Genomic DNA, 22920 nt, shown 5'->3' on the forward strand with positions numbered 1-22920 from the left:
ATGTTACTTCGGCACCACCGTAAAGCCATCCTTGCTGTCCTTGATCAGCCAGCCGGCGGCTTCGAGTTCTTTTCTCAGCGTGTCGGCGGCGGCCCAGTCTTTGGCCTGCTTGGCGTCCCAGCGCTGCTGGGCTTTTGCCTGAATCTCCGGCGGCACATCGGCCACCAGATCATCGGCCACCGGTGGCAGCACGATGCCGAGGGCGCCGAGCATGAAATGCAGGCCGCTGCGTGCGGCGGCGGTTTCTTCGGCGGAGAGGGCGGCCGGTTTGAGCTTGTTCAGCACGGCAAAGACGGCGCCGATCGCGCCTGGTACATTCAGATCATGCAGCAGGGTCTCCCAGGCCTCCGCAAAGGGGCCCGGCGCCTGCGTCTGAGGCAGGGCAGGGGAGGCGGCCGTCAGCGCCTTGTCCGCCTTCGCCAGCTTCTGCAGCGCCTGCCTTGCCGAGTCCAGGCTGTGCATGGTGAAATTCAAAGGCGCACGATAGTGGCCGGAGATGAGCACATAGCGCACTTCCGCGGGCGTGTAGCCACGAGCCGCGAGATCCGCCAGCGTGTACAAATTCCCGATGCTCTTGCTCATCTTTCCGCCGTCCACCATGAGGTGGGCCACGTGCATCCAGTGGTGCGCGAACTTCCCATGCGTGCTGCAGCAGCTCTGGGCGATCTCATTTTCATGATGCGGGAAAATCAGGTCCACGCCGCCGCTGTGCAGATCGAAATCCTCGCCGAGGTATTCCAGAATCATCGCGCTGCACTCCAGATGCCAGCCCGGGCGGCCCTCGCCCCAGGGGCTGGGCCAGAAATTCTCGCCGTCCTCCGGCTTGCGCGCCTTCCACAGGGCAAAGTCGGTGAGGGAATCCTTGGTGTATTCGTCGCTGTCCGTCGCGCTCGCCGCCTCGCTCGCCCCCAGGCGCAGCTCGCGGTCTTCCAGATGGCTGAGCTTGCCGTAGTCTTTAAAAGAGGAGACGCGGAAGTACACACTCCCATCCGCCGCCGCGTACGCATGCCCGCCCGCCACCAGCTTCTCGATCATGGCGATCTGGTGCGGGATGTGCCCCACGGCGCTCGGCTCCACATGCGGTGGCAGCAGATTCAGCGCCGCGCAGTCCGCATGAAACTTCTCCGTCCAGCCCTGCGTGAAATCCAGCAGCGTCTGCCCCGCCTTTTGCGAGTCGCGGATCGTCTTGTCATCCACGTCCGTGATGTTGCGCACGTGCAGGGTGGGCGTGCCGGAGGCCTCCACCACGCGGCGCATCACATCCTGCGCCACGAAGGTGCGGAAGTTGCCGATGTGCGCTGGTCCATAAACCGTGGGTCCGCAGCAGTAGAAGCGCAATGTTTTGCCATCGAGCGGCGTGACATCGCGGTCGGTGCGGGAGAGGGTATCGTGGAGTTTCAGAGACAGGGCGGCGGCAGACATGGGGGCGGGGAAGGTGAATGACGAATGGAGATGGTCAAGAGGTCAAGCAGCAGTCAAGAGGTCAAGGCTCGACACTTGGCGCTCTTGACCCTTTTTGACCTTTGACTTCACCCGATGCTCCCACTCCCCCCTTGCATTCCCCCAGCCCTCGATTACTCTGCCTTCCACTCCAAAACGGGGGCGTACTGGTTTCGACGGGTAGGCTGAGTTCGGAGCTGCATGCCGAGGATGATTCGTTGGCCTCGTTAAACACCGGATCAAAAACATAAATGCAAACTCTAACGAGCTAGCACTCGCAGCTTAAGCCCTGCGACATCCTTCAGGCAATGTCTGGTAGCCTGAACGATGCCACTACCAGGCTGGTTTGTTGGCCGGGCGACCGGGTCACAAACGAGATCAAACAGGACGCTGGGTGAAGAGTAGGCTGTCTCAAGCCGCCTCCCACCGAGACCAAAGATGAGACTGAGCATGGAGACGCTACGGGCAACGACTATTCGGACAGGGGTTCAACTCCCCTCGCCTCCACTTCTTTGATCTACAAGGAAGTAGATGTTGGTTGGATAAGAAGTGGGAACAGGTCCAAATTTGTCCACCTTATTCCATGCGAGTCCACGGGTTTGATCGGGCCGGCCATCCGGCGGCGCAATGAGATTTAAATGGCACCATTGCCCTTACGGTGTGTTTTCTCTGAAAATTTGATCCCCACGGGATTTTTGCGCCCTGAAAGCTTACTCGCAAGGAGACTCCTGAAGCGGGGGAGGTAGATTCGCAGCCGGTCATTCCCACACGCTGAATGAGCGGTTGAACTCATGCACGGGCAAAGAATCGGCATTCCTGCCCAGAATGCTCTGGATACGGTCGAGACGTTCGCGGCAGAGGGTGAGAGGGCGAATAGCCTTCGAGCCGTTGCCTGCATCCGTTTTGTTCGCCCTTGATTGGTGGTGGATTCATTCCGTGGCTCGCTTGAGTTCATGCATTCAGGACCTCCAGGTCAAACTCAAACAGCAGGGGCTCGCTCGGTGGCGTTGCTCCTGGCATGGATGAATAAAGATTCGCGGCACTTGGGTTGGCTCGGTCCGTCAGCACCCACGCATGACGGCAACCCAAGGAGCGAGCGAGATCAAACAGCAGGAGCAATAGCTGGCGAGCCAACCCCTTCCGCCTGTGAGACTCCGCCACACCCACTTCATTGATCCATAGTTCAGGGGGCTTGTCTGGGTGAACGTAGTGAACCGCAGAAGCGAACCCAATCACGATGTCCTGATCGATGGCAACAGCGAGATGGTGTCGAGGATCACGCAGGAACTCCGAGGCGAACGCAGGTGAGACGGCGTGATCGAATACGTCTGGAGCGACCGACCGCAGAACGGCATCGTCATCTCGGGTGAGCATTCGGCACGTTATTCCCATGTCATCTTCTGTGCTTTGCGATGGACTCCATTTTCTTGGGCGATCGATTCGGATCAGGCGACGGCGAGCGGGAAACGCCGATGACACGACAGATGCCATACGAGCCACTGCCTGCATCCGTTTTGTTCGGCTTCTTCATGGTTGGCGACTGGTTTTCGTATTGCGCAACCATAGCAGCAATGTGCTGACCGCGCTGAGGCCAGCTCCAAGGTAGAGTGGAAAAGGAATAGAGCGAAGCTCCTTGAGTGCATCGACATGTATCGGGTGACCGGTGCTGAGCCTCGACCAATAGTCATCACCGAGAGCATGGGTGAGGTGCAAAATGTGGACGAGCATCGCAGCGGCACCCAAGATCACAGGGGCCAGAACTGAAAACGTCGCGAGGTGCGGCGACGTTCTCCGAAGGGTCAGGAATATAGCAACGAAGAAACTGAGGATCATCAGTGCGTTTGCTGCCACATATAACGCCCCAACTGAGCGGAGCGACTCGAAGTATGAATGAGGATGCCAACTCACCTCAAACTGCCGCCGAGCCTCCCCAAGCCAATCAGGTGCTAATTCCTGACCTATGATAATGGGGAGTGGGCTCATGGTGGTTGGCCGAGCGTCTCGAATCTGGCGACGGCGAGCGCAAGACGTTGCTGACACGACAGATAGCCTACGAGCCGTTGCCTGCATCCGTTTTGTTCGCATTGGGGCAGTCAGTGGTGTGCATATTGGTAGTATCCTCGTCCCTCGCTGACATCATACCCAATAACATAACCGCCACCATTCGACCAGCGGTCCTCATAGAACAGGTCACCGGCTGTGAAGTCCTTGGAATATCGGTTAAAATCCTCTTCCACAGCAGACGAGTCCTTGAATGAACTATTTTTGACGATTCCGAATTGATCCAGCCATTGATTCACGCGCCAAATGCTCGCGTTCTGACCTTCAGCGACAGGCTTCAATGATTTCCCAATCGAATCACACCATTTCGCGAGAGAGTCCCGATCGATGTCGAACTCCGCGATCCTGTTAATGTCTCCCGAAATGAAGGTGATATTCGAAGCCTGTTTTGGAAGCCACTCAACTGACTCAACATCGACTCCCCAGCTTTTGATCCTCGCAAAGTCCCAAAGGAGAAAGCCGCATCCAAGAATGCCGATCAGTGCAATTGCGCCGAAGATCAAACATCCTTTCTTCATTTTCTGATGCTAACGGCTCGGATCAGGCGACGGCGAGCGCAAGACGTTGCTGACGCGACAGATGGCCTTCGAGCCGTTGCCTGCATCCATTTTGTTCGCCCCTTTGGTTGGCTGTGATGACGGCTCTTGATCTCATATGCCTTGGCTCACGAATCATCTCATCAATCACGTATGGATGGCGCTAAGTACGGTCTGGAAATCTTGCTAATGGTGTCTGTTGGTCGCTCGTCAAGCTCCCCCTGCTTGGGGTCAGAAAGTTTGAACTCTACGTCAACCTTGATAATGGGGCACTGGCGATGAATAAACGTGCGTTGCGTGGCGGTCGAGAGGCCACCTTCAGTGGTGAATACCTTGAGCAATTCTCGCCGGGTCACTCCCGGCGCAATCTTCTGGCACTCAACATATATGTCCGCGACTTGCTTCGTGAGTTTCTGGTCGATCCCCTCTCCGGCCCGAGCTGGTAAAGCAAAGCCAAGACTGATAAACGCCAACAAAATGCAGTTGATATGGTTCATGGTCAGTAGGTTTTCATGACGACGATGGACTCCGTTTCATTGGCGAACGTCTCGGATCAGGCGACGGCGAGCGCAAGACGTTGCTGACACGACAGATAGCCTTCGAGCCGTTGCCTGCATCCGTTTTGTTCGCCCTGGGTTGGTGCTTGGTTCGCAGTGTCGTGATCATACCGCACTGAGCATCTTGAGAGTGTAATAGTAGCCGATGCCGAGTAGAAGTGCTGCGGCAAGAAGCCAAAATACTGCGTGGCGTCTCTTGCGTGTCATCTTCACGAAGCCCACTACTAAGATGATGCTTCCGGGAATGAGTGGCGAATAGACGACTACCCAAATCGCCACACTAAACCAAAGTGGATAGGATGTGGCGAGGAGTGTCATTTCTTTGTGTGGTGCTGTTAGTTGGCCTAACAATGTAGATGAATAACAGGTTTCAAGGTTTGTCAGCAGCTTTATCGCCCACATTTATGTAGGAATAGTGCGTGCCGTGGCGATCATGGGTGTCGTATTACACTTCTATGCCGTTGATGGGCAATAAAAATGTCGCTTTGCAATGGCATAGGAGTGTAGATTCCATGTGTGAATAATCCTGACACCACACCCAAACTGGAGGAACGGCTGCGGGGCGTATCGCGGCTGGCCAGCCTTTCCAGTCTTGATCTTTTTATCGTTAAGCACTGCGGGTTTTCGAGGGCCAATTGCTCTGCTTCCTCGCGTTGGAATCCATGCCTGGTTCGCAGGTTTCGCATGGTCATGGGAGAGTTGGCGAGGTGTACTAGGAGCGCAGCCAGCCGCTGCTGTTTCCGCATCTCGCGTCCAACTTGCAAAATGGCCGGTTGTTTGCCAGCAATCCACTTTGCAAGATCGATGGCATCTTGTGCAGTCTGCTTGCTCCGATTGTGCTCGTGTGCTGTGCCGGCGAGGCGGAATGCAGCCGTTTTTACAACACCACCGGATGACGCGGGTCATCGTGCCGTCGCATCTGCGGAATAGCTATTTCGATCCAGTCACGTCGCGGACAATGCAGCCCTGCGCCGTGCAAACCACTTCCTGAGCTCCTCCATCCACAGCACGCTGCTGCCAACCAGTCCGAGAAGGACGCAGTCGGCCAGCGGAATCGGCACCGTGTGGAAGACCCGGTTCATCGGCCCGCTGTAGATGACGAGGAGGTGCAGAAGATTGCCCAGCACAAGACCGCCGACCAGCCACCGGTTGCGCAGCACGTCGAGACTGATCGCCGACTTCATGGCGCTGCGGCAGTTCAAAACATTGAACCACTGAGTGACCGCGACCAGGGTGAAAGTCTCTGTCTGCACGAGGGCAAACGGCACACCGCTGCCCTGCCGCCAGACAAAGAAACCGAAGATGACCACCACCGAGGTGCTGACCATGAGCAGCAGACGCTTCATCATATCCCGCGTGATCAGCGGCTCATCCACCGGTGTTGGCTTCCGCTGCATCTCATCGCCCTCCAGGCCTTCCAGGATCAGGTTCACCGTCACCACGCCTTCGGTGACAATGTTGATCCACAGGATCTGCACGGCCGCCAGCGGCAGCGGGAAACCGCACAGCAAGGCCAGCAGCAGCACCACGACTTCATCGATGGAAGTGGCAAACAGGAAGAGCACGACCTTCTTGAGGTTCTGATACACCAGCCGTCCCTCCTCGATGGCTTTGACGATGGTGGCAAAGTTATCATCGGTGATGACCATCTTGGCCGCGCCCTTGGCCACCTCCGTTCCGGTGATGCCCATGGCCACTCCCACATCCGCGGCAGCGAGCGCCGGCGCGTCATTCACGCCGTCTCCGGTCATGGCCACGACCTGTTTCTGAGACTGAAACGCCGCCACAATGCGCAGCTTCTGCGCCGGATGCACCCGCGCAAATACGGAGATGCGGTCCAGGCTGGCACGCAGTTCGTCTTCAGACATCGCCTCAAGCTCCGCACTGTCCACGGCGATGTCACCCGGCCGTGAAATGCCCAGCTCCGTTGCAATGGCCAGCCCCGTGGCCTTGTGATCGCCGGTGACCATCACCGGCCGGATGCCCGCCTGCAGACACTCCTCCACCGCCTTCTTGACCTCATCACGCGGCGGGTCCATCTGGCACAGCAGGCCGAGAAAGCACAAACGACCGCGCCAGGGTTCAAACCCTGCGCCCTCATCCAGCTCGACATCGTACACTTCAGCCACGGCAAGCACCCGCAAAGCCAGGCCGGCGAGCTCGTTGGAAGTCTGGTGCACCTGCGCTAGATCCAGTGTCGCAGGATCGCAGAGTTCGAGCAGCTTCTCAGGCGCGCCTTTGAACAACACACGGTGCTTCTCATCACGGCCATGCTGTGTGGCCATCATCTTGGACGCTGAGTCGAAAGGAATCTCCGCCCGGCGTGGCCACCGATGGCGCAGTGGTTCAGATTCCACACCACCTTTGAGCGCCAGCGTCAGCAGCGCTGCTTCGGTGGGGTCTCCCAGCGGCCGCCAGCGGGATTCATCCCCTTCGGGCGGCACCAGATTCGCGTCATTGCACAGCGTGGCGGCTTCCAGCAGGGCGCGGAGCGCGTCATCGTCCTGCGCGGTGATGTCCTGGTCTTCGCCACGCAGTCCGCCATCGGGAGAATAGCCCGTGCCCGTGGCGGTGATTTGCCGCCCATCCGGCAGCACCAGCAGGGTGACGGTCATCTCGTTCTTGGTGAGCGTCCCTGTCTTGTCGCTGCAAATGATGCTGGTGGAACCCAGCGTTTCCACGGCTGCAAGTCTTCGCACGATGGCTCCCCGCCGCGCCATGCGCTGCATGCCCACGGCCAGCGCAATGGTCATCGCCACAGGCAGCCCTTCCGGCACCATCGAAACCATCTGGCTGATCGCCACCATGAAAATGGTCACAAATGGAATGCCGCGCAGCAGGCCAAAGCCGAGGATCAGAACAAAGAGCACCATGGCCGCAGCCACCAGCCAGTTTCCAAACTGCTTGAGCCTCACTTCCAGCGGCGTCTTCGGCTCCTCTGCGGATGCCGTAAGGCTGGCGATCTTTCCCACCTCTGTCTGCAAACCCGTGGCCACCACGACAGCACGCCCACGCCCCGCAGTGAGATGCGTGCCGGAGTAAATCATGTTCCTGCGATCCCCCAGTCCCGCGTCCTCCGCCACTGCATCCGTTTGTTTCGCGACCGGCAGGGACTCACCCGTCAGCGCAGCTTCGGTGGCCTCCAGCGCCGAGGCTTCGAGCAGCCTTGCATCAGCGCCCACTTGATCTCCTGCTCCGATCAGCAGGATGTCTCCCGGCACCAGATCCCTTGCCTCAATGAGCGTCTCCCTGCCGTCCCGCATGACGCGCACCTTCAGCGCCGAAAGCTTCCGCAGCGCCGTCATGGAATGTTCCGCGCGGCCTTCCTGCACGGCGCCGATCAGTGCATTGATCAGCACCACCACCAGAATCACCACCGCATCACTCGCATGCCTCATCACAAAGGAGATCACCGCCGCCACAAAAAGGATGTAGATCAGGGGGCTCGCAAACTGCGAGGCCACCACACGCCACATCGGTCGGCGCTTGTCTTCCGGCAGTTCATTCGGTCCCTGCTGCTTCAAACGCTCCGACGCCTCGCTGCTGCTCAGCCCGGCCTGGGCATCCGTCCGCAGCGCCGCCACAACCTTTGCAGATTCGGCAGCGTGGCAGGCGAGTGATGGTTTTTCCGGCATGGCTTTATTTAAATGCTGACTCCACCAGTTCTCTCATCAGCCTGCCAAAGACCCGATCGAGCGGTCCGTCCGTCAGAATGGAGAGTTTTTCATCTGAAAGCAGCTCATGCGGCGGCTCATAAGATGCAGAAAGCCGCTGATAGTCTTCAAAGCGTGCGTCAGACACCACGGAGGTTGCGTGGTCCCGTTCCAGCAGGCGTTCACGGATGACGTCGTCGCCGGCATGCGCCTCGATCCATTGCACAGCGCAATTCTCTGCAGCCATGACCTTCTTCAAAGCATTGCGCTGTTCGAGTTTGGAAAACGTGGCATCCACAATGACGCTTCGCCCTTCGCGCAGCGTGGCCAGCGCCTCGGCAAACAGCATCTCATAAGTTTTTTGCGTCATCGCAGGCGCATACAACTCCGCACGTTCCTCCTCGGTGCCGCGATGGTTCAAAGGAGTTCCCGCGAGGGTCTTGCGCAGTCGATCCGAAGAATGCACCGGCCACCCGGTTTCCCGCCCCAGGGTTTCAGCAAGCGCTGATTTCCCCGAGGCCACCTTGCCCATGAAAACGAACACACGCGGCTCGGAGCCTGCAATGGCATACTGCGGCGCGAGCTGGAAATAGCGTCGTGCGAGCTGGAGACTCGATTGCTTCTCCGCCTCCGCCACGGTCTCGGCATTCGCATGCATGCTCTCCACCTTGCCACGCACGCAGGCGCGGTAGCACTTGTAAAAGTCCATCAGCGCTCGAATGCCGTGATCATCCAGCAGCACCGCGAAGCGCTCGACGATGTATCGCGCCAGATCCGCACGGCCGTTGAAATCAAGATCCATCGCGAGAAACGCGATGTCACAGGCCACATCAATGCAGCGGAAGTCCGTGTTGAACTCGATGCAGTCGTAAATCCGCACCGCCTCGGGGGAGAGGTGGATGTGATCCAGATGCAAGTCGCCATGGCAGTCGCGGATCCACCCCTCATGCAGGCGCGATTCCAGCAACGCGCTCTGCCGCTCGAAGAACCCCCGCGTGTATTGCGCGATGGCGTCCAGCGCCTGCTGCGAGAGGCTCTGCCCCACGAATGACGCGGCAGCCTTGAAGTTGTCCTCGGTGCTCTGGCGCAGATGCTCATTGGCCGTTTTGACTTCTGCCGCTGGCAGCGGTGGTTGTGAGACGTAGAAGCGCCGCAGCCTGTCCACGATGCGATCCATCTCCCTCGTCCCCACTTCTTCTGTCTGCATGAGTTGCAGCAAAAAGTAGCGCGGATCCATCTGCCGCATCTTCACCGCCCACTCGATGATTTCTCCATAGCCGCCGAAGTGCAGTCTGCCCTCGTGCTCACAGATCGGTTCGATCCCCAGATAAACATCCTCCGCAAGGCGTCGGTTGAGCGCCAGCTCGCGCTTGCAGTCGGCATGCCGAAGTTCAAGCGTGGAGAAGTCGAGGAAACCCAGACTCACCGGCTTCTTGATTTTGTACACAAACGGCGGCGCGATGAAGACCCACGATGCATGCGTCTGCACCAGCGTCACCTGCGATGGCCGATGCGGATACGAATCCGCATCTGACAGAAAATTCAGCAGGCGTTGTGTGTCGGCGGAGATCATGAAAAGTAAGTGTCAGGGCAGCAGCGCAGCGGCGCCGTTCAGTCGGCCTGCGCGAAGCATGGCCAGCGCTTCATCCGCAGCTTCCAGAGGAAAGCTCCTCGACTCCACACGCACCGGAATGAGCGCCGCCAGTGGCAGAAACTCATCGTCTTGATTCGAAAAGCATCTCTTTCATGGCTCATGCCTTTTCTCCGCGGCGGGTTCCAGCGCTGCTGCCAGCACTTCGTCCACGGTTTCCACCGGGATGATTTTCAGCCGCTGCCGCACTTCCTCCGGCAGATCCGGCACGTCCTTCTCATTGAGCTTGGGAATGATGATCGTCTTGAGTCCGGCACGCAGCGCAGCGATGGATTTTTCCTTGAGTCCACCAATTGGCAGCACCAGGCCGCGCAGCGTCACCTCTCCCGTCATGCCCACATCCTTGCTTACAGGTCGGTTGGAAAACAGTGAAGCAAGCGCGGTGAACATGGCGATGCCCGCAGACGGTCCGTCCTTCGGCACCGCACCCGCCGGCACGTGCACATGCACTTCGTTTTTGTCGAAGGTCCTGGCATCAATGCCCAGCTGCGTGGCACGGCTGCGCACCAGGCTCAGCGCCGCACGCACGGATTCCTTCATCACATCGCCCAGCTGCCCCGTGAGAGTGAAGCCGCCTTTGCCCGCAAAGCGAATCGCCTCGATGTGCAGCACCTCGCCACCCGCCGTTGTGTAGGCCAGGCCCGTGACCACTCCGGGCGCGCTCGTCTGCAGCTTGCTCTCGCGCACAAACGCCGCAGGTCCCAGCGCCTCACGCACGATGCCCGGCGTCACCTTGGCCTGCGTGATCTCCTCCTTGGCGATGCTGGCTGCTATGTGCCGCGTCACGGACGCGATCTGGCGTTCCAAATTTCGCACGCCAGCCTCACGCGTGTAGTCTTCGATCACACGCTCGACCGCTTCATCGCTCCAGGTGCACTGCTCCTCGGTCAGGCCGTGCTCGGAGAGCTGGCGTTTGACCAGATAGTTCTTCGCGATGCTCAGTTTCTCGCGCTCGGTGTAACCGGAAAGCTCCACGATCTCCATGCGGTCACGCAACGGCGCGGGGATGGTGTCCAGCGTGTTGCACGTGGCGATGAAGATGATCTGCGAAAGATCAAACGGCACGTCGATGTAGCGGTCCGTGAACTCCTGGTTCTGGCGCGGGTCCAGCACCTCCAGCAGCGCGCTGGCAGGATCTCCCCGGAAGTCCGCACCCAGCTTGTCGATCTCATCCAGCATCAGCACCGGATTGCGCGTGCCCAGCCGTTTCAGCTCCTGGATCAGCCGCCCCGGCATCGACCCAATGTAAGTGCGGCGATGCCCCCGGATCTCCGTCTCATCTCGCAGACCGCCGAGACTGATGCGTGCAAATTTGCGACCCAGCGCTTCCGCGATGGACTGCCCGAGACTCGTTTTTCCCACGCCTGGAGGGCCGAGGAAACACAGGATGGGGCCGCGTCCCGCAGGGTTGAGTTTGCGCACCGCGAGGTACTCGATGAGGCGCTTCTTCACCTTGCTGAGGCCGTAGTGGTCGCGGTCCAGAATCTCCTGCGCTTTGCGCAAATCCACCTTCTCATCGCTCAGCACGTTCCATGGCAGCTCGGCGATGGTTTCGAGGTAGTTGACGATGACGGAGTGGTCCGGGCTTTGCGGCGGTATGACTTCCAGCCGCTTGAGTTCTCTGTCAGCCTGCAGCCGGGCCTTCTCGGGCAGCCCTGCCTTCTCCAGGCGCTGGCGGATGTCCTCCACCTGCTCCTCGCCGCTGTTGTCCTCGCCCAGTTCCTTTTGAATGGCGCGCAGCTGCTCGCGCAGGTAGGCGCGCTTCTGCGCCTCGGAAAATTCGCTGCTCACATTCTCGCGCAGCTTGCTTTGCAGGTCCGCGATGTGCAGCTGGTTGTTGAGGTGCCCCTCCAGGAGCGCCACACGGCGCGCCACCTGGGTTTCCTCCAGCAGCTTCTGCTTCTCGTCCGTTTCGATGCTCAGATTGGCGGCCAGGATGTCCGTCAGCGTGCTGGCGTTGTCGATGCTTGAGAACAAAGTCTTCACCTCATCTGAAACCTCCGGTCGCAGACTCAGCAGCCTGCCGGCAGACTCGCGCAGATTGCGCACCGCCGCCTCCGCCAGATCATCATTCTTGTCCGGCATCACGCTGCTCAGCATCTCCACCTCCGCCTTCATGAAAGGCTCCTGCTGCACCACCTGCTTGATGCGCATGCGCTGCTCTCCACGCACCAGCACCACCACGCCATTGTCCTGCCGGATCATGCGGATCACACGGCCGATGACGCCGTGCTCATGCAGCTGCTCCAGCGTTGGATTTTCACTTTCCTTGTCCTTTTGCAGCACCAGACCCAGCAGCTTGCCCTGCGGCAGGCTCTGTTCCAGCAGTTGCAGGCTGGCGGCACGCCCGATGCTCAGCGGCATGATCGTGTCTGGAAAGAGCACCGTGTCGCGCAGCGGCAGGATCGGCAGCACATCCACCGCGCCAGGAACCAACACCACTGCCTCAGCGCCCGCGCCGGCAGAGCTGGTCGCACTCACTGCGTTGCTGCCGGATTCAGCGGCCTTCAATGACAGGTTTTCCATCATGACACATCCTCCATGTGAATCGGCAGGGTGATCCACAGCCACCCATTGTCGTGCCTGGCCACCACCCTCTCCGTGTCCACGGCCACGGGAAACTCCAGCACCCGCTCAAAGCTGCCATCTGGGATCTCCATGACAAGGATGCGGCAGCAGGACGAAGCCTCGCAGCCACGATCCGGGGCCTGACGCAGCCCCCGTATCACCAGACGCCGCGGTTCCACCTCCACATTGATTTCCTGCTTGCTCACACCGGCCAGATCCACGCACACCTCCAGCCGGTCGGAATGCGCATAGACATTCACGTCCGGACGCCAGACGGCCTGCGGAGATTGCAGGCCCGCGAAGGGCAGGCCCTGCAACTGGGCTGCCAGCTGATCCGCCATGGAAAACAGACGGGTAAATCGGATGCTGCGTGGCATGATGGGGGTTGAAGAACGGGTGGTTAAGGCGAGTTCGTCGTCTGCGGTGGTGGCGCCTTGGCCGTACAGTTTTGACAGCAGAGCTCAAAGGCCTTGATGAGGCCCAGCCCCAGCAGTGCAGGAGGCAGCAGGGTGGCGCCCAAAGAGGCGATGGGCCGCACCAGGCTGCGGGCGGGCAGAAGCGTCAGCAGCAGCCCAGCCCCCAGCGCGGCGCCCACCGCCTTGGTCGGTTCACGTCTCACGTAGTCCTCCGCCCGCTCCAGCGCACGCTGGAGGCAGAGATCAGCGGGATGGGGTGTTTTAGGATCATTCATGGCAGGGGAGGCTGGCTGGTTTTACCGTCCACCGCGGGCGGACTGGGATTTCGGGCTCGACTTCAGCTGGCGGATGCCCCGGTCTTCGCGCAGGTCTTTGGACTGCTTGAAGTTGTTGTCATGCTTGCGGGGCCGTTTGGCGGTCTCGCTGTGGTTCGCGCCCAGCTTGCGGGGCAGGGGCTTGGCGGGGGCTTCGTCGGTGGCTGCGGTGGTCGTGGTTTTCATGGCTTTGCTTGTGTTGTTACTCTGACATTATTACGAATGTGCGGCTGCCCGTGGTTTGGTGATTGCCGGTCAGATCATGTGATCGCGGGTGCGGCGGCTTCTGGTTCCTCGCTCTTCGCCACGTCCTCAAACGACCGCCGCACCGTTTCAATCTGCTGGCGGTAGTGCTCGGCGTCTCCGTATTCAAAAAAGTGCCGGTAGCGGCTGTGCATGGACTTCATCCGCAGCGCATGCTTGATCGGGCACCAGTACTGCTCCGTGCGCGCGGCGATCTCCGTGGCGCAGGCCAGCACGCCGTTGGCATAGCCGCAGTACTCGCAGTTGAATTTCTCCGCCCAGTTCAGGTAGGCCAGATGCCGCCGGTCCAGCTTGATGTAGTCGCTGCGCTTCACCTTGGGAATTCCATAGACGGGAAAGCAGATCGCCTGATAAACGACCATGCACAGATCCAGCAGTGCAATCGGGATGAAGCAGGCCCAGATCACCGGCGTGGTGAGAATGATCATGAAGCGCGAGTCACGGATGTAGCTGGCGAACCGCTTCACCAGCCGTCGGTGCCGGGCCCGTGCCTCTTCGGTAAAGCGCACTCTGCCCTGACGCACCTCGTAGAAGAACTCCAGCTCCTTCTTCTGCAGTTCGCGCAGGATCTCCTTTTCCAGCGCACACATTTTTTCCATCAGCGCGTCAATTTTTTCGTTCATGAAGATGAAGTGGATGTGCGCAGCTGACGCGGCCTCTCCGCCGCCAGTTTTGGCCGCCTGAAGCTGAACCCTGCGAGTGTTCGATGCTGCGATGAATCGTAAGCAACGCGCTGGCGCCGCCGCCATGAGGAAGAGCGCCTCACGCGTCTCAGCCGTTTACTGAGTCCCATCAGGGACATCTGCCAGTTGCTGAGGCTGGCGGGCGTGGCCTATCGCTGCTCTGCCACCCTGATCATCACTCACCATGAACTCGCTCAAAACCATCCTCGTCGCCGTGGATTTTTCTCCCGGATCTCGCGCCGCGCTTGATCAGGCGTCACGCATCGCCCGTCTTCAGGGATCGAAGCTGCACGTGCTGCACGTGGTGAACTCCGCGGCGGTGGCCACGCTGGCGGACGCCCGGGAGTCCGGTTACGAAAAGCAGGCCGCGACGGCGGCGGAAGGCGCCCGCAGCGCGCTCACAGCCTGGATCTCACACTCGCAGATCCCTGACGACACCGAGGCCATCATTGCCGTGGGCACGCCTTTGCACGAGATTCTCCATCACGTGCGCACCTTGCAGGCGGACCTGCTCGTGGCAGGCATCGCCGGTGCAGGCCTTACCCCTGCAGGCGCAGGCTCGGTCTCCGCCAAACTCGCCCGTAAGTCTCCTTCCCGCGTCCTGCTGGTGCGCTCAGACCACGCACACCCCTTCCACAAGGTCGTTGCCTGCGTTGATTACTCCGACACTGCCCGTGAAGTGGTTGCGGCTGCGCGCCGCATCGCAGTGAAGGATTCTGCCAGCGTGGATTTCCTGCACGTGTGGCAGGAGCCGTTGTTCGTCTCCCCTTACAGCGATACGCTCGTGGGCATCGGATATCCCACCGTGGTCTTCACTCCCGCTGAAAGGCAGGCCTATGTCGAGGGCCTGCGGCGGGAGCTGCACGAGTTTGTCAAAGACGCCTCACAGGGCATCCAGGCCTCCGAAGTACTTCAGGAAGCACCCAACTCTGGCAACGGCATCGCGGCCCACGCTGAAGAGGTCAGGGCAGACCTGGTCATCGTCGGTGGCAAAGGCCGCACAAACCTCCGCTATGTCCTCATGGGATCCACCGCGGAGCGTTTGCTGACCCGCCTGCCATGCTCGGTGCTCGTGGTGAAACCTGCCGTGGAGAATTCCCCCTCATGAAAACCATTGTCACCCTCGTTGATCTCTCGGAACTCGCCTTCGAAGTGCTCCAGCAAGCCTCCAGGTTTGCCAAGGCCTTCAACTGCGAAGTCGTCGTTCTGCATGTCGTGCCCAAGGAACCCGTCGTCCCGGACATGAGCCCGCTGTCTCCGGTGCGCATGCGCAAACCGTCCCAGGAGGCGCTCGACAGCCATCACGCCAGACTGATCAGCATGACCGATGTTTTGGTCAGATCAGGAGTTCACTCCAGCGTGCGTCAGATGGCTGGCGCCACTTCGGAGGAGGTGCTCGCCGAGACCCGATCCCTGCAGCCGGACCTCATCATCGTCGGCGCTCATCCGCATGGCACTTTCTACCATCTCTTGATTGGCACCTTGGTGGACGATGTGCTGAAGGATGCGCCCTGTCCGGTGGTGGTGGTGCCTGAGCATGCAGCGTCACAAAGCCATCTCACCACCCAGCCGGCATCACCCTGACCACCCACCACCATGATCGCAAAATTTGACATCGAATACATCATTCATCCTCAGCACAACCATCGTGTGGACACCCACCGCACGGACGACCCGGTGGAGGCCGAAGACTTCCTCATGAACCTGCTCGTCGTCGGCGCCCGCATCAAAGCCATCAAGCATGAAGGCATCGAGCTCGAACAGTCCAAGGCCGACCGCATGCTCCACGTCGCTGCCGAGCGTCTGGCTTCACGGCTGCTCGCCAACTCGCTTGGTCTGGACGCTGCACAGGTGAAGCATCGCTTCAGCTTCGCGGCCTGATTCATCACCGCCCTTCACGCTTATGAAACTTCACCGCTTCACCCTTTTCACGGCATGGCTTGGTCTGACATCCTGCATGCAGCTGGAGCCGCGCCCTGAAGTGGATTTTGTGAGCGAGGTGAAGCCGCTTTTGGAGACACGCTGCCTGGAATGCCATCAGCATCAGTATGTCTGCGCCGGCTTGAATCTGGAAACACAAAAACTGGCCATGAAGGGCGGCCGCAGCGGCGCGGTCATCGTTCCAGGTTCACCTCATCGCAGCCTGCTCTACAAAGTCCTGCTGCTGGGACACGAAAACCCCGTGGCCATGCCGCCCACCCCGGAAGGCATGGAACGCGAGCAGGCGCAGCTGCTGCACGAATGGATCAAGCAGGGCGCCACATGGCCCAAGGACGTCCGTCTCGTGCCGCCGCAGGAGTGGAAAAACAAGCATTCCTGATCCGCCCCATCGCCCGCAGACGCAGATCCCGCCCTTGGTCAAAGGCCAGGATGGCCGGGGAGAAGATCAGGCTGGATTTTTTGATGGGCATTCCCACACTCCTCCGCCACACTGACTTCGAATGACGGACTACTCGCGCATGACCAGGGAAGAGCTGATTGACCGGCTCCAGCGGCTCGAAACCACACCCCCTGTGGCGGACCTGCCCCAGGGAGGTCCGGCAACGGATGCGCATCTGGTTCCGGTGAAGGAGCTGATCGATCTGAAGGCGGCGCTGGATGCCCACTCCATCGTGGCCACCACGGATGCGCGCGGCATCATCACCTACGTGAACGACAAGTTCTGCGAGATCTCCAAGTACAGCCGCGGCGAGCTGCTGGGCCAGGACCACCGCATCATCAATTCCGGCCATCATTCCAAGGAGTTCTTCCACGACCTGTGGAGCACCATCGGCCATGGCAAGACCTGGAAGGGGGAGATCCGCAACCGCGCCAAGGACGGCAGCATTTATTGGGTGAGCACCACCATCTTCCCTTTTGTGGACGCTGCAGGAAAACCGCAGCAATACATCGCCATCCGCACCGACATCACCCAACGGAAGCGCGATGAGGAAAAACTCGCCGAACTGGCGCAGTCGCTCGCAGAAAAGAACAAGGAGCTGGAGGCCATCGTGTATGTGGCGTCCCATGATCTGCGCTCACCACTGGTAAACATCCAGGGTTTCAGCCAGGAGCTGACGCGCACCTGTGAAAGTCTGCGCAAAAACATGCAGGAAACGGCAGGAGACACCCTGCCAAAGGCAGGTCTGCGTCTGGCCATCGAGGAAGACATTCCCGAGTCGCTGGGCTTCATTCAGGCCGGAGTTTCCAAAATCGACTCCCTGCTCAAAGGTCTGCTGCGTTTTTCACGCCTGGGCCGTGCCGCATTGACGGTGGAACGCCTGTCCATGCAGGAGATGATTCAGCAGATCGCCCACGCGATGGAGTTCCAGCTTCAGCAGGCCGGTGCCCGGCTTGAGATTGGCGACATGCCGGACTGCCTCGGCGATGCCACGCAGATCAACCAGGTTTTCTCCAATCTTCTCGACAATGCCATCAAATACCTCGATCCCGCGCGGCCGGGGCACATCAGTGTCAAAGGAGAGGTCGATGGTGCGCAGGTGGTTTATCAGGTGAAGGACAATGGCATAGGCATTGCGCCTGCCCATCAGCAGAAAGCCTTCGAGATTTTTCATCGCTTGAACCCCTCGCACAGTTCGGGAGAGGGCCTTGGTCTCACCATTGCCCAGCGCATTCTGGAACGTCTGGACGGGAGGATTTGGGTCGAATCTGGCACCGACCAGGGCAGCACTTTCTTTGTCACCTTGCCAGCCACCCGGAACCCGTCTAGAAAATGAGCTCCATGACTCAGGAAGTAGTGATCATCATCGCGGAAGATGACGCCGGCCACGCCCGGCTTATCGAAAAGAACCTCGGCCGTGTTGGTTTGCACAACCCCGTCGTGCGGTTCGAAAACGGTCAGGACGTGATCGATTTCCTGTTCCGCCGCGGTACGGGCCCGCAGCGCAAAAGCGACACCGCCTATCTCCTGCTGCTGGACATCCGCATGCCCAAGGTGGACGGCGTGGAGGCCCTGCGGCAGATCAAGGAGGACGCCTCCCTGCGCAAGCTGCCCGTCATCATGCTCACCACCACGGACGATCCGCGGGAGATCGAGCGCTGCCACATGCTGGGCTGCAACAGCTACATCGTCAAACCGGTGGACTACGACAAATTTGCCGAGGCCATCAAGCAACTCGGCATGTACGTGTCCCTCGTGCAGGTGCCCGAGATCAACGGCCAGCCCTGAGCACGCACCATGTCTGCCACCCAAGCGCCTGTCACGATCCTGGTGGTGGATGACGATCCCGGGCTGACACGGCTGATCGAGCGTGCACTACGTCGCGAAGGGTATCAAACAGCAGCAGTCGGCTCCGGTTTGGAGGCCACTGAATGGCTGAAACAGCACCGCGCAGACCTGCTGCTGCTCGACTTGAAGCTGCCGGACATGGAAGGTCCGGCCCTCATCGAGTCCATGGCAGCCATGAGGCGTCCCGTGCCCTTCATCATCATCACCGGCCAGGGAGACGAACGCGTGGCGGTGGACATGATGAAGCGCGGTGCGCTGGATTATCTGGTGAAGGATGTGAACTTCATCGAATTTGTGCCCACCGTGGCGCGGCGTGCGCTTTCACAGCTGGACAAGGAACAGCGTCTGGCTGCTGCTGAAGCGGACCGCCAGCGTCTGGAGCAGGAGATTCTGCATATCAGCGAGCTGGAGCAGCAGCGCATCGGCCGGGATCTGCATGATGATCTGGGCCAGCAGCTTGCCGGGCTGAGCATCATGGCCACCATGCTGAGCCGCAGTCTGGCCAGCCGGGGGGCGCCTGAGGTGCCGGAGGCGGCCAAGATTACCGACCTTTTGAAGAAAACTGTGGCATTGACGCGCAGCCTGGCTCGGGGACTGCATCCGGTGGCGGAGGAGCCGGACGGGCTGGTCTCGGCCTTGCATGATCTTGCGGCGCGGACCACGAGCCTGTTTCAGATCGACTGCCGGTTCGAATGCACGGGGGCGGTGCAGATGAATGACTACTCTGCGGCGACCCATTTGTACCGGATTGCGCAGGAAGCGGTGAGCAACGGGGTGAAGCATGGGCGGGCCAGGGAGGTGCGTATCGGGCTGAATTTCAATGGAGTGCAGCTGACGCTGACGGTGAAGGATGATGGCGGCGGCATTGGCGCGGTGGACCCCACGCGGCAGGGCATGGGGCTGCGGATCATGCATTACCGCGCGGGGATGATCGGGGGCAGGCTGTCGATTGAGAAGCAGGAGAGCGGAGGCACTTGTGTGACCTGCACGCTGCCTGCGACCTGAGATTCAGGCGTGCATTTGGGGTGACTTGTGTGTCGGATTCGGCAAGTCCCGGGGAAAGCGCAAGATGCGGCCAGTTTTGAGCAATGAGGCAGGAGCGCAAAGTGCCGGCGGGGCCATGCTGCTGTGAAGCGGGGGGCGCAGGTCCCGGCCGCGGATCTCAGAGAAAACTCGCAGAAGGCCTCAGCCGAGGGCTGAGGACTGATGTGCTGAAACCACTCTTCCCAAACATGCCTGACGCCCCGATGCTCTCAGCACTGCAAGCCATGAACCTCATCAAGCCGGTCGTCATCATCGTTGCGGAGGAGGAAACGGGCCACGCAGGCCTGACCGCACCATGAAAGCTCCGCACAAGCCAGCGACCATCCTCGTGGTGGATGATGATCCGGGGATCGCCCGGCTCATCAGCCAGGAACTGCAACGTGAGGGACATCAGGTGGCCAGCGTCAAGTCTGGCGAGGAAGCGATCGGCTGGGTCAAAGACCATGCCGCGGACCTGGTGCTGCTGGATCTGAAGCTGCCGGGGTTCAAAGGGAATGAACTGCTGGACCGCCTGGACGGGCTGCACGACCACCTGCCCTTCATCATCATCACCGGCCAGGGCGATGAGCGGGTGGCGGTGGAGATGATGAAGCGTGGCGCGCTGGATTATCTGGTGAAGGACGTGAACTTCATCGCGCTGGTGCCGACGGTGGTGGAGCGCGCGCTGGTGCGGCTGGAGGAGCAGGCGCAACTGACAGCGGCTGAAGAGGCGCTGGCACGCTCCCATGCGGAGCTGGAGCGGCGGGTGATGGAGCGCACGGCGGAGCTGACGGAGGTGAATCAATCGCTGCGGGAGTCACGCATGGCGGCGCTGGATCTGATGGAAGAGGCCATCGCCGCGCGACAAAAGGCGGAGCAGGCCCAGGCAGCCCTGAGGGAGAGCGAGGCGCGATTCCGGGGCTTTTTTGAGAATGTCGGCGTGGGCACCGTGGAACTGGATGCGGAGGGACGCTTTACCCGGGTGAACGACCGCTTCTGCACCATCACCGGCTACAGCCGGGAGGAGCTGACGGCGGGCATGACGCCAAGAGACCTGACACATCCGGATGATGAGGCAGCGAACAAGGAACGGGTGGAAAAAGTGCTGCATGGCGAGCTGCCGATCTACGAGACTGAGCGACGATATCTGCGCAAAGACGGCCGCATGATCTGGGTGAGCGGCACCGCCACCACTCTGTACAACGATGACGGAAGCGTGCGGAGCATCGTGGGGATTGCGGAAGACATCACCGAACGCAAGGAGATCGAGCAGGCGCTGGCGGCCAGCGGGGAGAGGCTGCGGCTCTTCATCAAGCACACGCCGGCACCGGTGGTGATGTTTGACCGTGATATGCGATACCTGGTGGTAAGTGACCGATGGGCGAAGGATTTCCGCCTGGAAGTGGGAGACCTCACGGGGAGGTCGCACTATGAAGTTTTTCCTGAGATTCCGGAACGCGTGAGGCAGGTCCACCAGCGGTGCCTGGCCGGCGCCACGGAAAGCTGCGAGAGGGACCCGTTTCCACGCGCCGATGGCAGCCTGGACTGGGTGAAATGGGAATGCCGGCCCTGGCATGATGCGCTGGGAGAGATCGGCGGGATCATCCTGTTTGCGGAAGTGATCAATGACCGGGTGAAGGCGGAGGATGAGATTCTCCAAGCGCGGCGCTTTGCGGAGTCCACGCTGGAGGCCATTCCGGCGAGTCTGGCGGTGCTGGATTCAGCCGGCAAGATCCTCAGCACGAACGAGGCGTGGACCGCCTTTGCCAAGGCCAACGGCGGGAAGGTGAACTCCTGCGGGGTGGGGGCGAACTACCTGGCCGTGTGTGATGCGGCCGCAGGAGACGGAGACGAGGATGCGGCACGGTTTGCGGCAGGCATTCGGGAGGTGATGGGCGGCGAAGTCACGCGCTTCAGCATGGAGTATGCCTGCCACTCTCCGAGCCAGCAGCGCTGGTTTGTCGGCTACGTGACGCCGTTTCTGGGCAACGGGCCGCACTCGGTGGTGATCGCCCATGTGGATGTGAGCGAGCGCAAACGCGCGGAGCAGGTGATCCGGCGGCTGAATGATGAACTGGAGAAGCGTGTGGAGGAGCGCACGCGGCAGCTGCAGCACGTGAATGCCAACCTGCAGGAGCAGGTGGAGGCGCGCAAAAAACTGGAGGAGGAGATCCTGCACATCAGCGAGCATGAGAAGCAGCGCATCGGCCAGGATCTGCATGATGACCTGGGGCAGCAGCTCGCGGGCATCTGGCTGCTGAGCGACCTGCTGAAAGCCAGCCTGGTGGAAAAGAAAGCACCGGAGGCTGAGGATGCGGAAAAGATCGCCGGACTGCTCAAGGACGCGCTGGGGCTGACGCGATCTCTGGCGCGGGGGCTGCACCCGGTGGCGGTGCAGGCGGGAGGCCTGATCGCGGCGCTGGATGAACTGGCGGTGCGGACGAGCACGATGTTCCGCATCGACTGCCGCTGCAAATGCCCGCCTGCGATGGAGATGGACAACACGACGGCGACACATCTGTACCGGATCGCCCAGGAGGCGGTGACGAATGCGGTGAAGCATGGGCAGGCAAAGGAAATTGATATTGAGCTTTCCACCAATGCGCTCCACACCGTGCTGTCCGTGAAAGACCAAGGGCAAGGCCGCGGCAGGCGCGGCGGGGGCGTAGGGGCAGGGCTGGACCCCAAGCACCGTGGCATGGGCCTGCGCATCATGAGCTACCGCGCGGACATGATTGGCGGGACTCTTGACATCCGCCGCAGTCAAACGGGCGGCGGCACGACCGTTGTCTGTACCATTCCAACGCCACCATCAACAGCAACCGCTCACACCGAACCCACCCATGGCTAAAAAAGAATCCGGCCCACCGGCCAAAAAAGTGTTCATCGTCGATGATCATCCTGTGTTCCGCGACGGCCTCGTCCGAATCGTGGCATCCATCCCCGGCATCGCCGTGTGTGGCGAGGCGGACAATGCGCGGGACGCGTTTGACACCATCTCAAAACTGAAACCGGACCTGGTGCTGATGGACATCAACCTGCCGGGGAAGAGCGGGCTGGAACTGCTGCAGGACGTGCATGCGATGCAGCCGGAACTGCCGGTGCTGGTGATCTCCATGCATGACGAGCAGCTCTATGCGGAGCGCGTGCTGCGGGCTGGAGGACGCGGGTACATCATGAAGCAGGAGGGCCCGGACAAGATGCGGGATGCGATCAACAAGGTCATCAACGGTCAGGTATATGCCAGCGAGCGCACCGCGGCGGCGATTCTCGATGCGCTGTCACGCCCGCGGTCCTCCGCGAGCACATCGACGGTGGGGAAGCTGACGGACCGCGAGCTGGAAGTGCTGCGGCTCACAGGCCAGGGGAAAGACAACCGGGCCATCGCGGCGGAGCTGCACATCAGCCTCAAAACGGTGGACACGCACCGCGGGCACATCAAAGAAAAGCTGGGGCTGAAGAATGGCACGGAACTGGTGCACTACGCGGTGCGCTGGGTGGGGGAGCAGGTGTGATGAGAGAGCCT

Annotated in this window: 21 protein-coding genes and 1 other RNA gene; 10 read left to right on the forward strand and 12 right to left on the reverse strand. The window is 60.5% G+C overall.

Going from position 1 to position 22920, the window contains the following annotated elements; translation table 11 throughout:
• Window positions 1-3: 3 nt before the first annotated feature.
• On the reverse strand, window positions 4-1422 hold the full coding sequence (gene cysS, locus ACILSR_RS04185; RefSeq protein WP_395748467.1) for a cysteine--tRNA ligase: 1419 nt from the start codon (window positions 1420-1422) through the stop codon (window positions 4-6).
• Window positions 1423-1598: 176 nt separating this feature from the next.
• On the opposite strand from cysS, the gene ssrA reads away from it, so the two are divergent.
• Window positions 1599-1950, forward strand: a transfer-messenger RNA (tmRNA) gene (ssrA, locus tag ACILSR_RS04190).
• Between the two features lie 441 nt (window positions 1951-2391).
• On the opposite strand, the gene ACILSR_RS04195 is transcribed toward ssrA, so the two are convergent.
• The 11 genes from ACILSR_RS04195 to ACILSR_RS04245 all read right to left on the reverse strand — a co-directional run bounded on the left by ACILSR_RS04195 (window position 2392) and on the right by ACILSR_RS04245 (window position 14083).
• Window positions 2392-2814, reverse strand: coding sequence for a GNAT family N-acetyltransferase (locus ACILSR_RS04195; protein ID WP_395748468.1), 423 nt, complete (start codon window positions 2812-2814; stop codon window positions 2392-2394).
• A 153-nt stretch (window positions 2815-2967) separates the two neighbouring features.
• Window positions 2968-3423, reverse strand: coding sequence for a hypothetical protein (locus ACILSR_RS04200; protein ID WP_395748469.1), 456 nt, complete (start codon window positions 3421-3423; stop codon window positions 2968-2970).
• Between the two features lie 110 nt (window positions 3424-3533).
• Window positions 3534-4019, reverse strand: coding sequence for a hypothetical protein (locus tag ACILSR_RS04205; protein WP_395748470.1), 486 nt, complete (start codon window positions 4017-4019; stop codon window positions 3534-3536).
• A gap of 161 nt (window positions 4020-4180) precedes the next feature.
• Complete coding sequence (locus ACILSR_RS04210) at window positions 4181-4534, reverse strand: hypothetical protein (RefSeq protein WP_395748471.1); 354 nt, start codon at window positions 4532-4534, stop codon at window positions 4181-4183.
• A 1004-nt stretch (window positions 4535-5538) separates the two neighbouring features.
• On the reverse strand, window positions 5539-8229 hold the full coding sequence (locus tag ACILSR_RS04215) for a cation-translocating P-type ATPase (protein ID WP_395748472.1): 2691 nt from the start codon (window positions 8227-8229) through the stop codon (window positions 5539-5541).
• A 4-nt stretch (window positions 8230-8233) separates the two neighbouring features.
• A complete protein-coding gene (locus ACILSR_RS04220; protein WP_395748473.1) occupies window positions 8234-9820 on the reverse strand; it encodes an AAA family ATPase in 1587 nt (528 codons plus the stop codon).
• 171 nt (window positions 9821-9991) lie between these two features.
• Window positions 9992-12427, reverse strand: coding sequence for an endopeptidase La (lon, locus tag ACILSR_RS04225; RefSeq protein WP_395748474.1), 2436 nt, complete (start codon window positions 12425-12427; stop codon window positions 9992-9994).
• Entirely contained in the window at window positions 12424-12843 is a 420-nt protein-coding gene (locus tag ACILSR_RS04230) for an Hsp20/alpha crystallin family protein (RefSeq protein WP_395748475.1), read from the reverse strand. Before ACILSR_RS04230 ends, lon begins: the two co-directional genes overlap by 4 nt.
• Before the next feature lie 23 nt (window positions 12844-12866).
• The gene (locus tag ACILSR_RS04235; protein WP_395748476.1) at window positions 12867-13157 is read right to left on the reverse strand and encodes a hypothetical protein; all 291 of its coding nucleotides are present in this window, start codon (window positions 13155-13157) and stop codon (window positions 12867-12869) included.
• Between the two features lie 21 nt (window positions 13158-13178).
• The gene (locus tag ACILSR_RS04240) at window positions 13179-13382 is read right to left on the reverse strand and encodes a hypothetical protein (RefSeq protein ID WP_395748477.1); all 204 of its coding nucleotides are present in this window, start codon (window positions 13380-13382) and stop codon (window positions 13179-13181) included.
• 74 nt (window positions 13383-13456) lie between these two features.
• Window positions 13457-14083: a hypothetical protein gene (locus tag ACILSR_RS04245; protein WP_395748478.1), complete on the reverse strand. Its 627-nt coding sequence runs from the start codon at window positions 14081-14083 to the stop codon at window positions 13457-13459.
• Window positions 14084-14327: 244 nt separating this feature from the next.
• Between ACILSR_RS04245 and ACILSR_RS04250 the strand changes: the two genes are divergently transcribed.
• From ACILSR_RS04250 to ACILSR_RS04290, 9 genes are all read left to right on the forward strand, one after another.
• A complete protein-coding gene (locus tag ACILSR_RS04250; protein ID WP_395748479.1) occupies window positions 14328-15251 on the forward strand; it encodes a universal stress protein in 924 nt (307 codons plus the stop codon).
• Entirely contained in the window at window positions 15248-15727 is a 480-nt protein-coding gene (locus ACILSR_RS04255; protein WP_395748480.1) for a universal stress protein, read from the forward strand. Before ACILSR_RS04250 ends, ACILSR_RS04255 begins: the two co-directional genes overlap by 4 nt.
• 12 nt (window positions 15728-15739) lie before the next feature.
• Entirely contained in the window at window positions 15740-16024 is a 285-nt protein-coding gene (locus ACILSR_RS04260) for a hypothetical protein (protein ID WP_395748481.1), read from the forward strand.
• A gap of 22 nt (window positions 16025-16046) precedes the next feature.
• A complete protein-coding gene (locus ACILSR_RS04265) occupies window positions 16047-16463 on the forward strand; it encodes a c-type cytochrome domain-containing protein (protein ID WP_395748482.1) in 417 nt (138 codons plus the stop codon).
• A gap of 139 nt (window positions 16464-16602) precedes the next feature.
• Window positions 16603-17859 (forward strand): ATP-binding protein, encoded by a 1257-nt coding sequence (locus ACILSR_RS04270; protein ID WP_395748483.1) that lies wholly within the window; start codon window positions 16603-16605, stop codon window positions 17857-17859.
• Window positions 17860-17864: 5 nt separating this feature from the next.
• Entirely contained in the window at window positions 17865-18311 is a 447-nt protein-coding gene (locus ACILSR_RS04275) for a response regulator (protein ID WP_395748484.1), read from the forward strand.
• Between the two features lie 9 nt (window positions 18312-18320).
• On the forward strand, window positions 18321-19376 hold the full coding sequence (locus tag ACILSR_RS04280; RefSeq protein WP_395748485.1) for a response regulator: 1056 nt from the start codon (window positions 18321-18323) through the stop codon (window positions 19374-19376).
• A gap of 334 nt (window positions 19377-19710) precedes the next feature.
• Entirely contained in the window at window positions 19711-22245 is a 2535-nt protein-coding gene (locus tag ACILSR_RS04285) for a PAS domain S-box protein (protein WP_395748486.1), read from the forward strand.
• A complete protein-coding gene (locus tag ACILSR_RS04290) occupies window positions 22238-22909 on the forward strand; it encodes a response regulator (RefSeq protein WP_395748487.1) in 672 nt (223 codons plus the stop codon). Before ACILSR_RS04285 ends, ACILSR_RS04290 begins: the two co-directional genes overlap by 8 nt.
• Window positions 22910-22920: the final 11 nt, after the last annotated feature.

It is taken from the genome of Prosthecobacter sp. (assembly GCF_044222565.1).
Classification (GTDB): domain Bacteria; phylum Verrucomicrobiota; class Verrucomicrobiia; order Verrucomicrobiales; family Verrucomicrobiaceae; genus Prosthecobacter.

What these genes read in the sequence shown, in the direction of transcription:
- ACILSR_RS04280 (WP_395748485.1), top strand. Translation starts at nt 18,321, where the DNA reads ATGTCTGCCACCCAAGCGCCTGTCACGATCCTGGTGGTGGATGACGAT.
- ACILSR_RS04230 (WP_395748475.1), bottom strand. Translation starts at nt 12,843, where the DNA reads ATGCCACGCAGCATCCGATTTACCCGTCTGTTTTCCATGGCGGATCAG.
- ACILSR_RS04210 (WP_395748471.1), bottom strand. Translation starts at nt 4,534, where the DNA reads ATGAACCATATCAACTGCATTTTGTTGGCGTTTATCAGTCTTGGCTTT.
- ACILSR_RS04200 (WP_395748469.1), bottom strand. Translation starts at nt 3,423, where the DNA reads ATGAGCCCACTCCCCATTATCATAGGTCAGGAATTAGCACCTGATTGG.
- ACILSR_RS04270 (WP_395748483.1), top strand. Translation starts at nt 16,603, where the DNA reads ATGACCAGGGAAGAGCTGATTGACCGGCTCCAGCGGCTCGAAACCACA.
- ACILSR_RS04235 (WP_395748476.1), bottom strand. Translation starts at nt 13,157, where the DNA reads ATGAATGATCCTAAAACACCCCATCCCGCTGATCTCTGCCTCCAGCGT.
- ACILSR_RS04260 (WP_395748481.1), top strand. Translation starts at nt 15,740, where the DNA reads ATGATCGCAAAATTTGACATCGAATACATCATTCATCCTCAGCACAAC.
- ACILSR_RS04195 (WP_395748468.1), bottom strand. Translation starts at nt 2,814, where the DNA reads ATGCTCACCCGAGATGACGATGCCGTTCTGCGGTCGGTCGCTCCAGAC.
- ACILSR_RS04220 (WP_395748473.1), bottom strand. Translation starts at nt 9,820, where the DNA reads ATGATCTCCGCCGACACACAACGCCTGCTGAATTTTCTGTCAGATGCG.
- ACILSR_RS04250 (WP_395748479.1), top strand. Translation starts at nt 14,328, where the DNA reads ATGAACTCGCTCAAAACCATCCTCGTCGCCGTGGATTTTTCTCCCGGA.
- ACILSR_RS04240 (WP_395748477.1), bottom strand. Translation starts at nt 13,382, where the DNA reads ATGAAAACCACGACCACCGCAGCCACCGACGAAGCCCCCGCCAAGCCC.
- ACILSR_RS04290 (WP_395748487.1), top strand. Translation starts at nt 22,238, where the DNA reads ATGGCTAAAAAAGAATCCGGCCCACCGGCCAAAAAAGTGTTCATCGTC.
- ACILSR_RS04215 (WP_395748472.1), bottom strand. Translation starts at nt 8,229, where the DNA reads ATGCCGGAAAAACCATCACTCGCCTGCCACGCTGCCGAATCTGCAAAG.
- ACILSR_RS04265 (WP_395748482.1), top strand. Translation starts at nt 16,047, where the DNA reads ATGAAACTTCACCGCTTCACCCTTTTCACGGCATGGCTTGGTCTGACA.
- ACILSR_RS04285 (WP_395748486.1), top strand. Translation starts at nt 19,711, where the DNA reads ATGAAAGCTCCGCACAAGCCAGCGACCATCCTCGTGGTGGATGATGAT.
- cysS (WP_395748467.1), bottom strand. Translation starts at nt 1,422, where the DNA reads ATGTCTGCCGCCGCCCTGTCTCTGAAACTCCACGATACCCTCTCCCGC.
- ACILSR_RS04245 (WP_395748478.1), bottom strand. Translation starts at nt 14,083, where the DNA reads ATGAACGAAAAAATTGACGCGCTGATGGAAAAAATGTGTGCGCTGGAA.
- ACILSR_RS04255 (WP_395748480.1), top strand. Translation starts at nt 15,248, where the DNA reads ATGAAAACCATTGTCACCCTCGTTGATCTCTCGGAACTCGCCTTCGAA.
- ACILSR_RS04205 (WP_395748470.1), bottom strand. Translation starts at nt 4,019, where the DNA reads ATGAAGAAAGGATGTTTGATCTTCGGCGCAATTGCACTGATCGGCATT.
- ACILSR_RS04275 (WP_395748484.1), top strand. Translation starts at nt 17,865, where the DNA reads ATGACTCAGGAAGTAGTGATCATCATCGCGGAAGATGACGCCGGCCAC.
- lon (WP_395748474.1), bottom strand. Translation starts at nt 12,427, where the DNA reads ATGATGGAAAACCTGTCATTGAAGGCCGCTGAATCCGGCAGCAACGCA.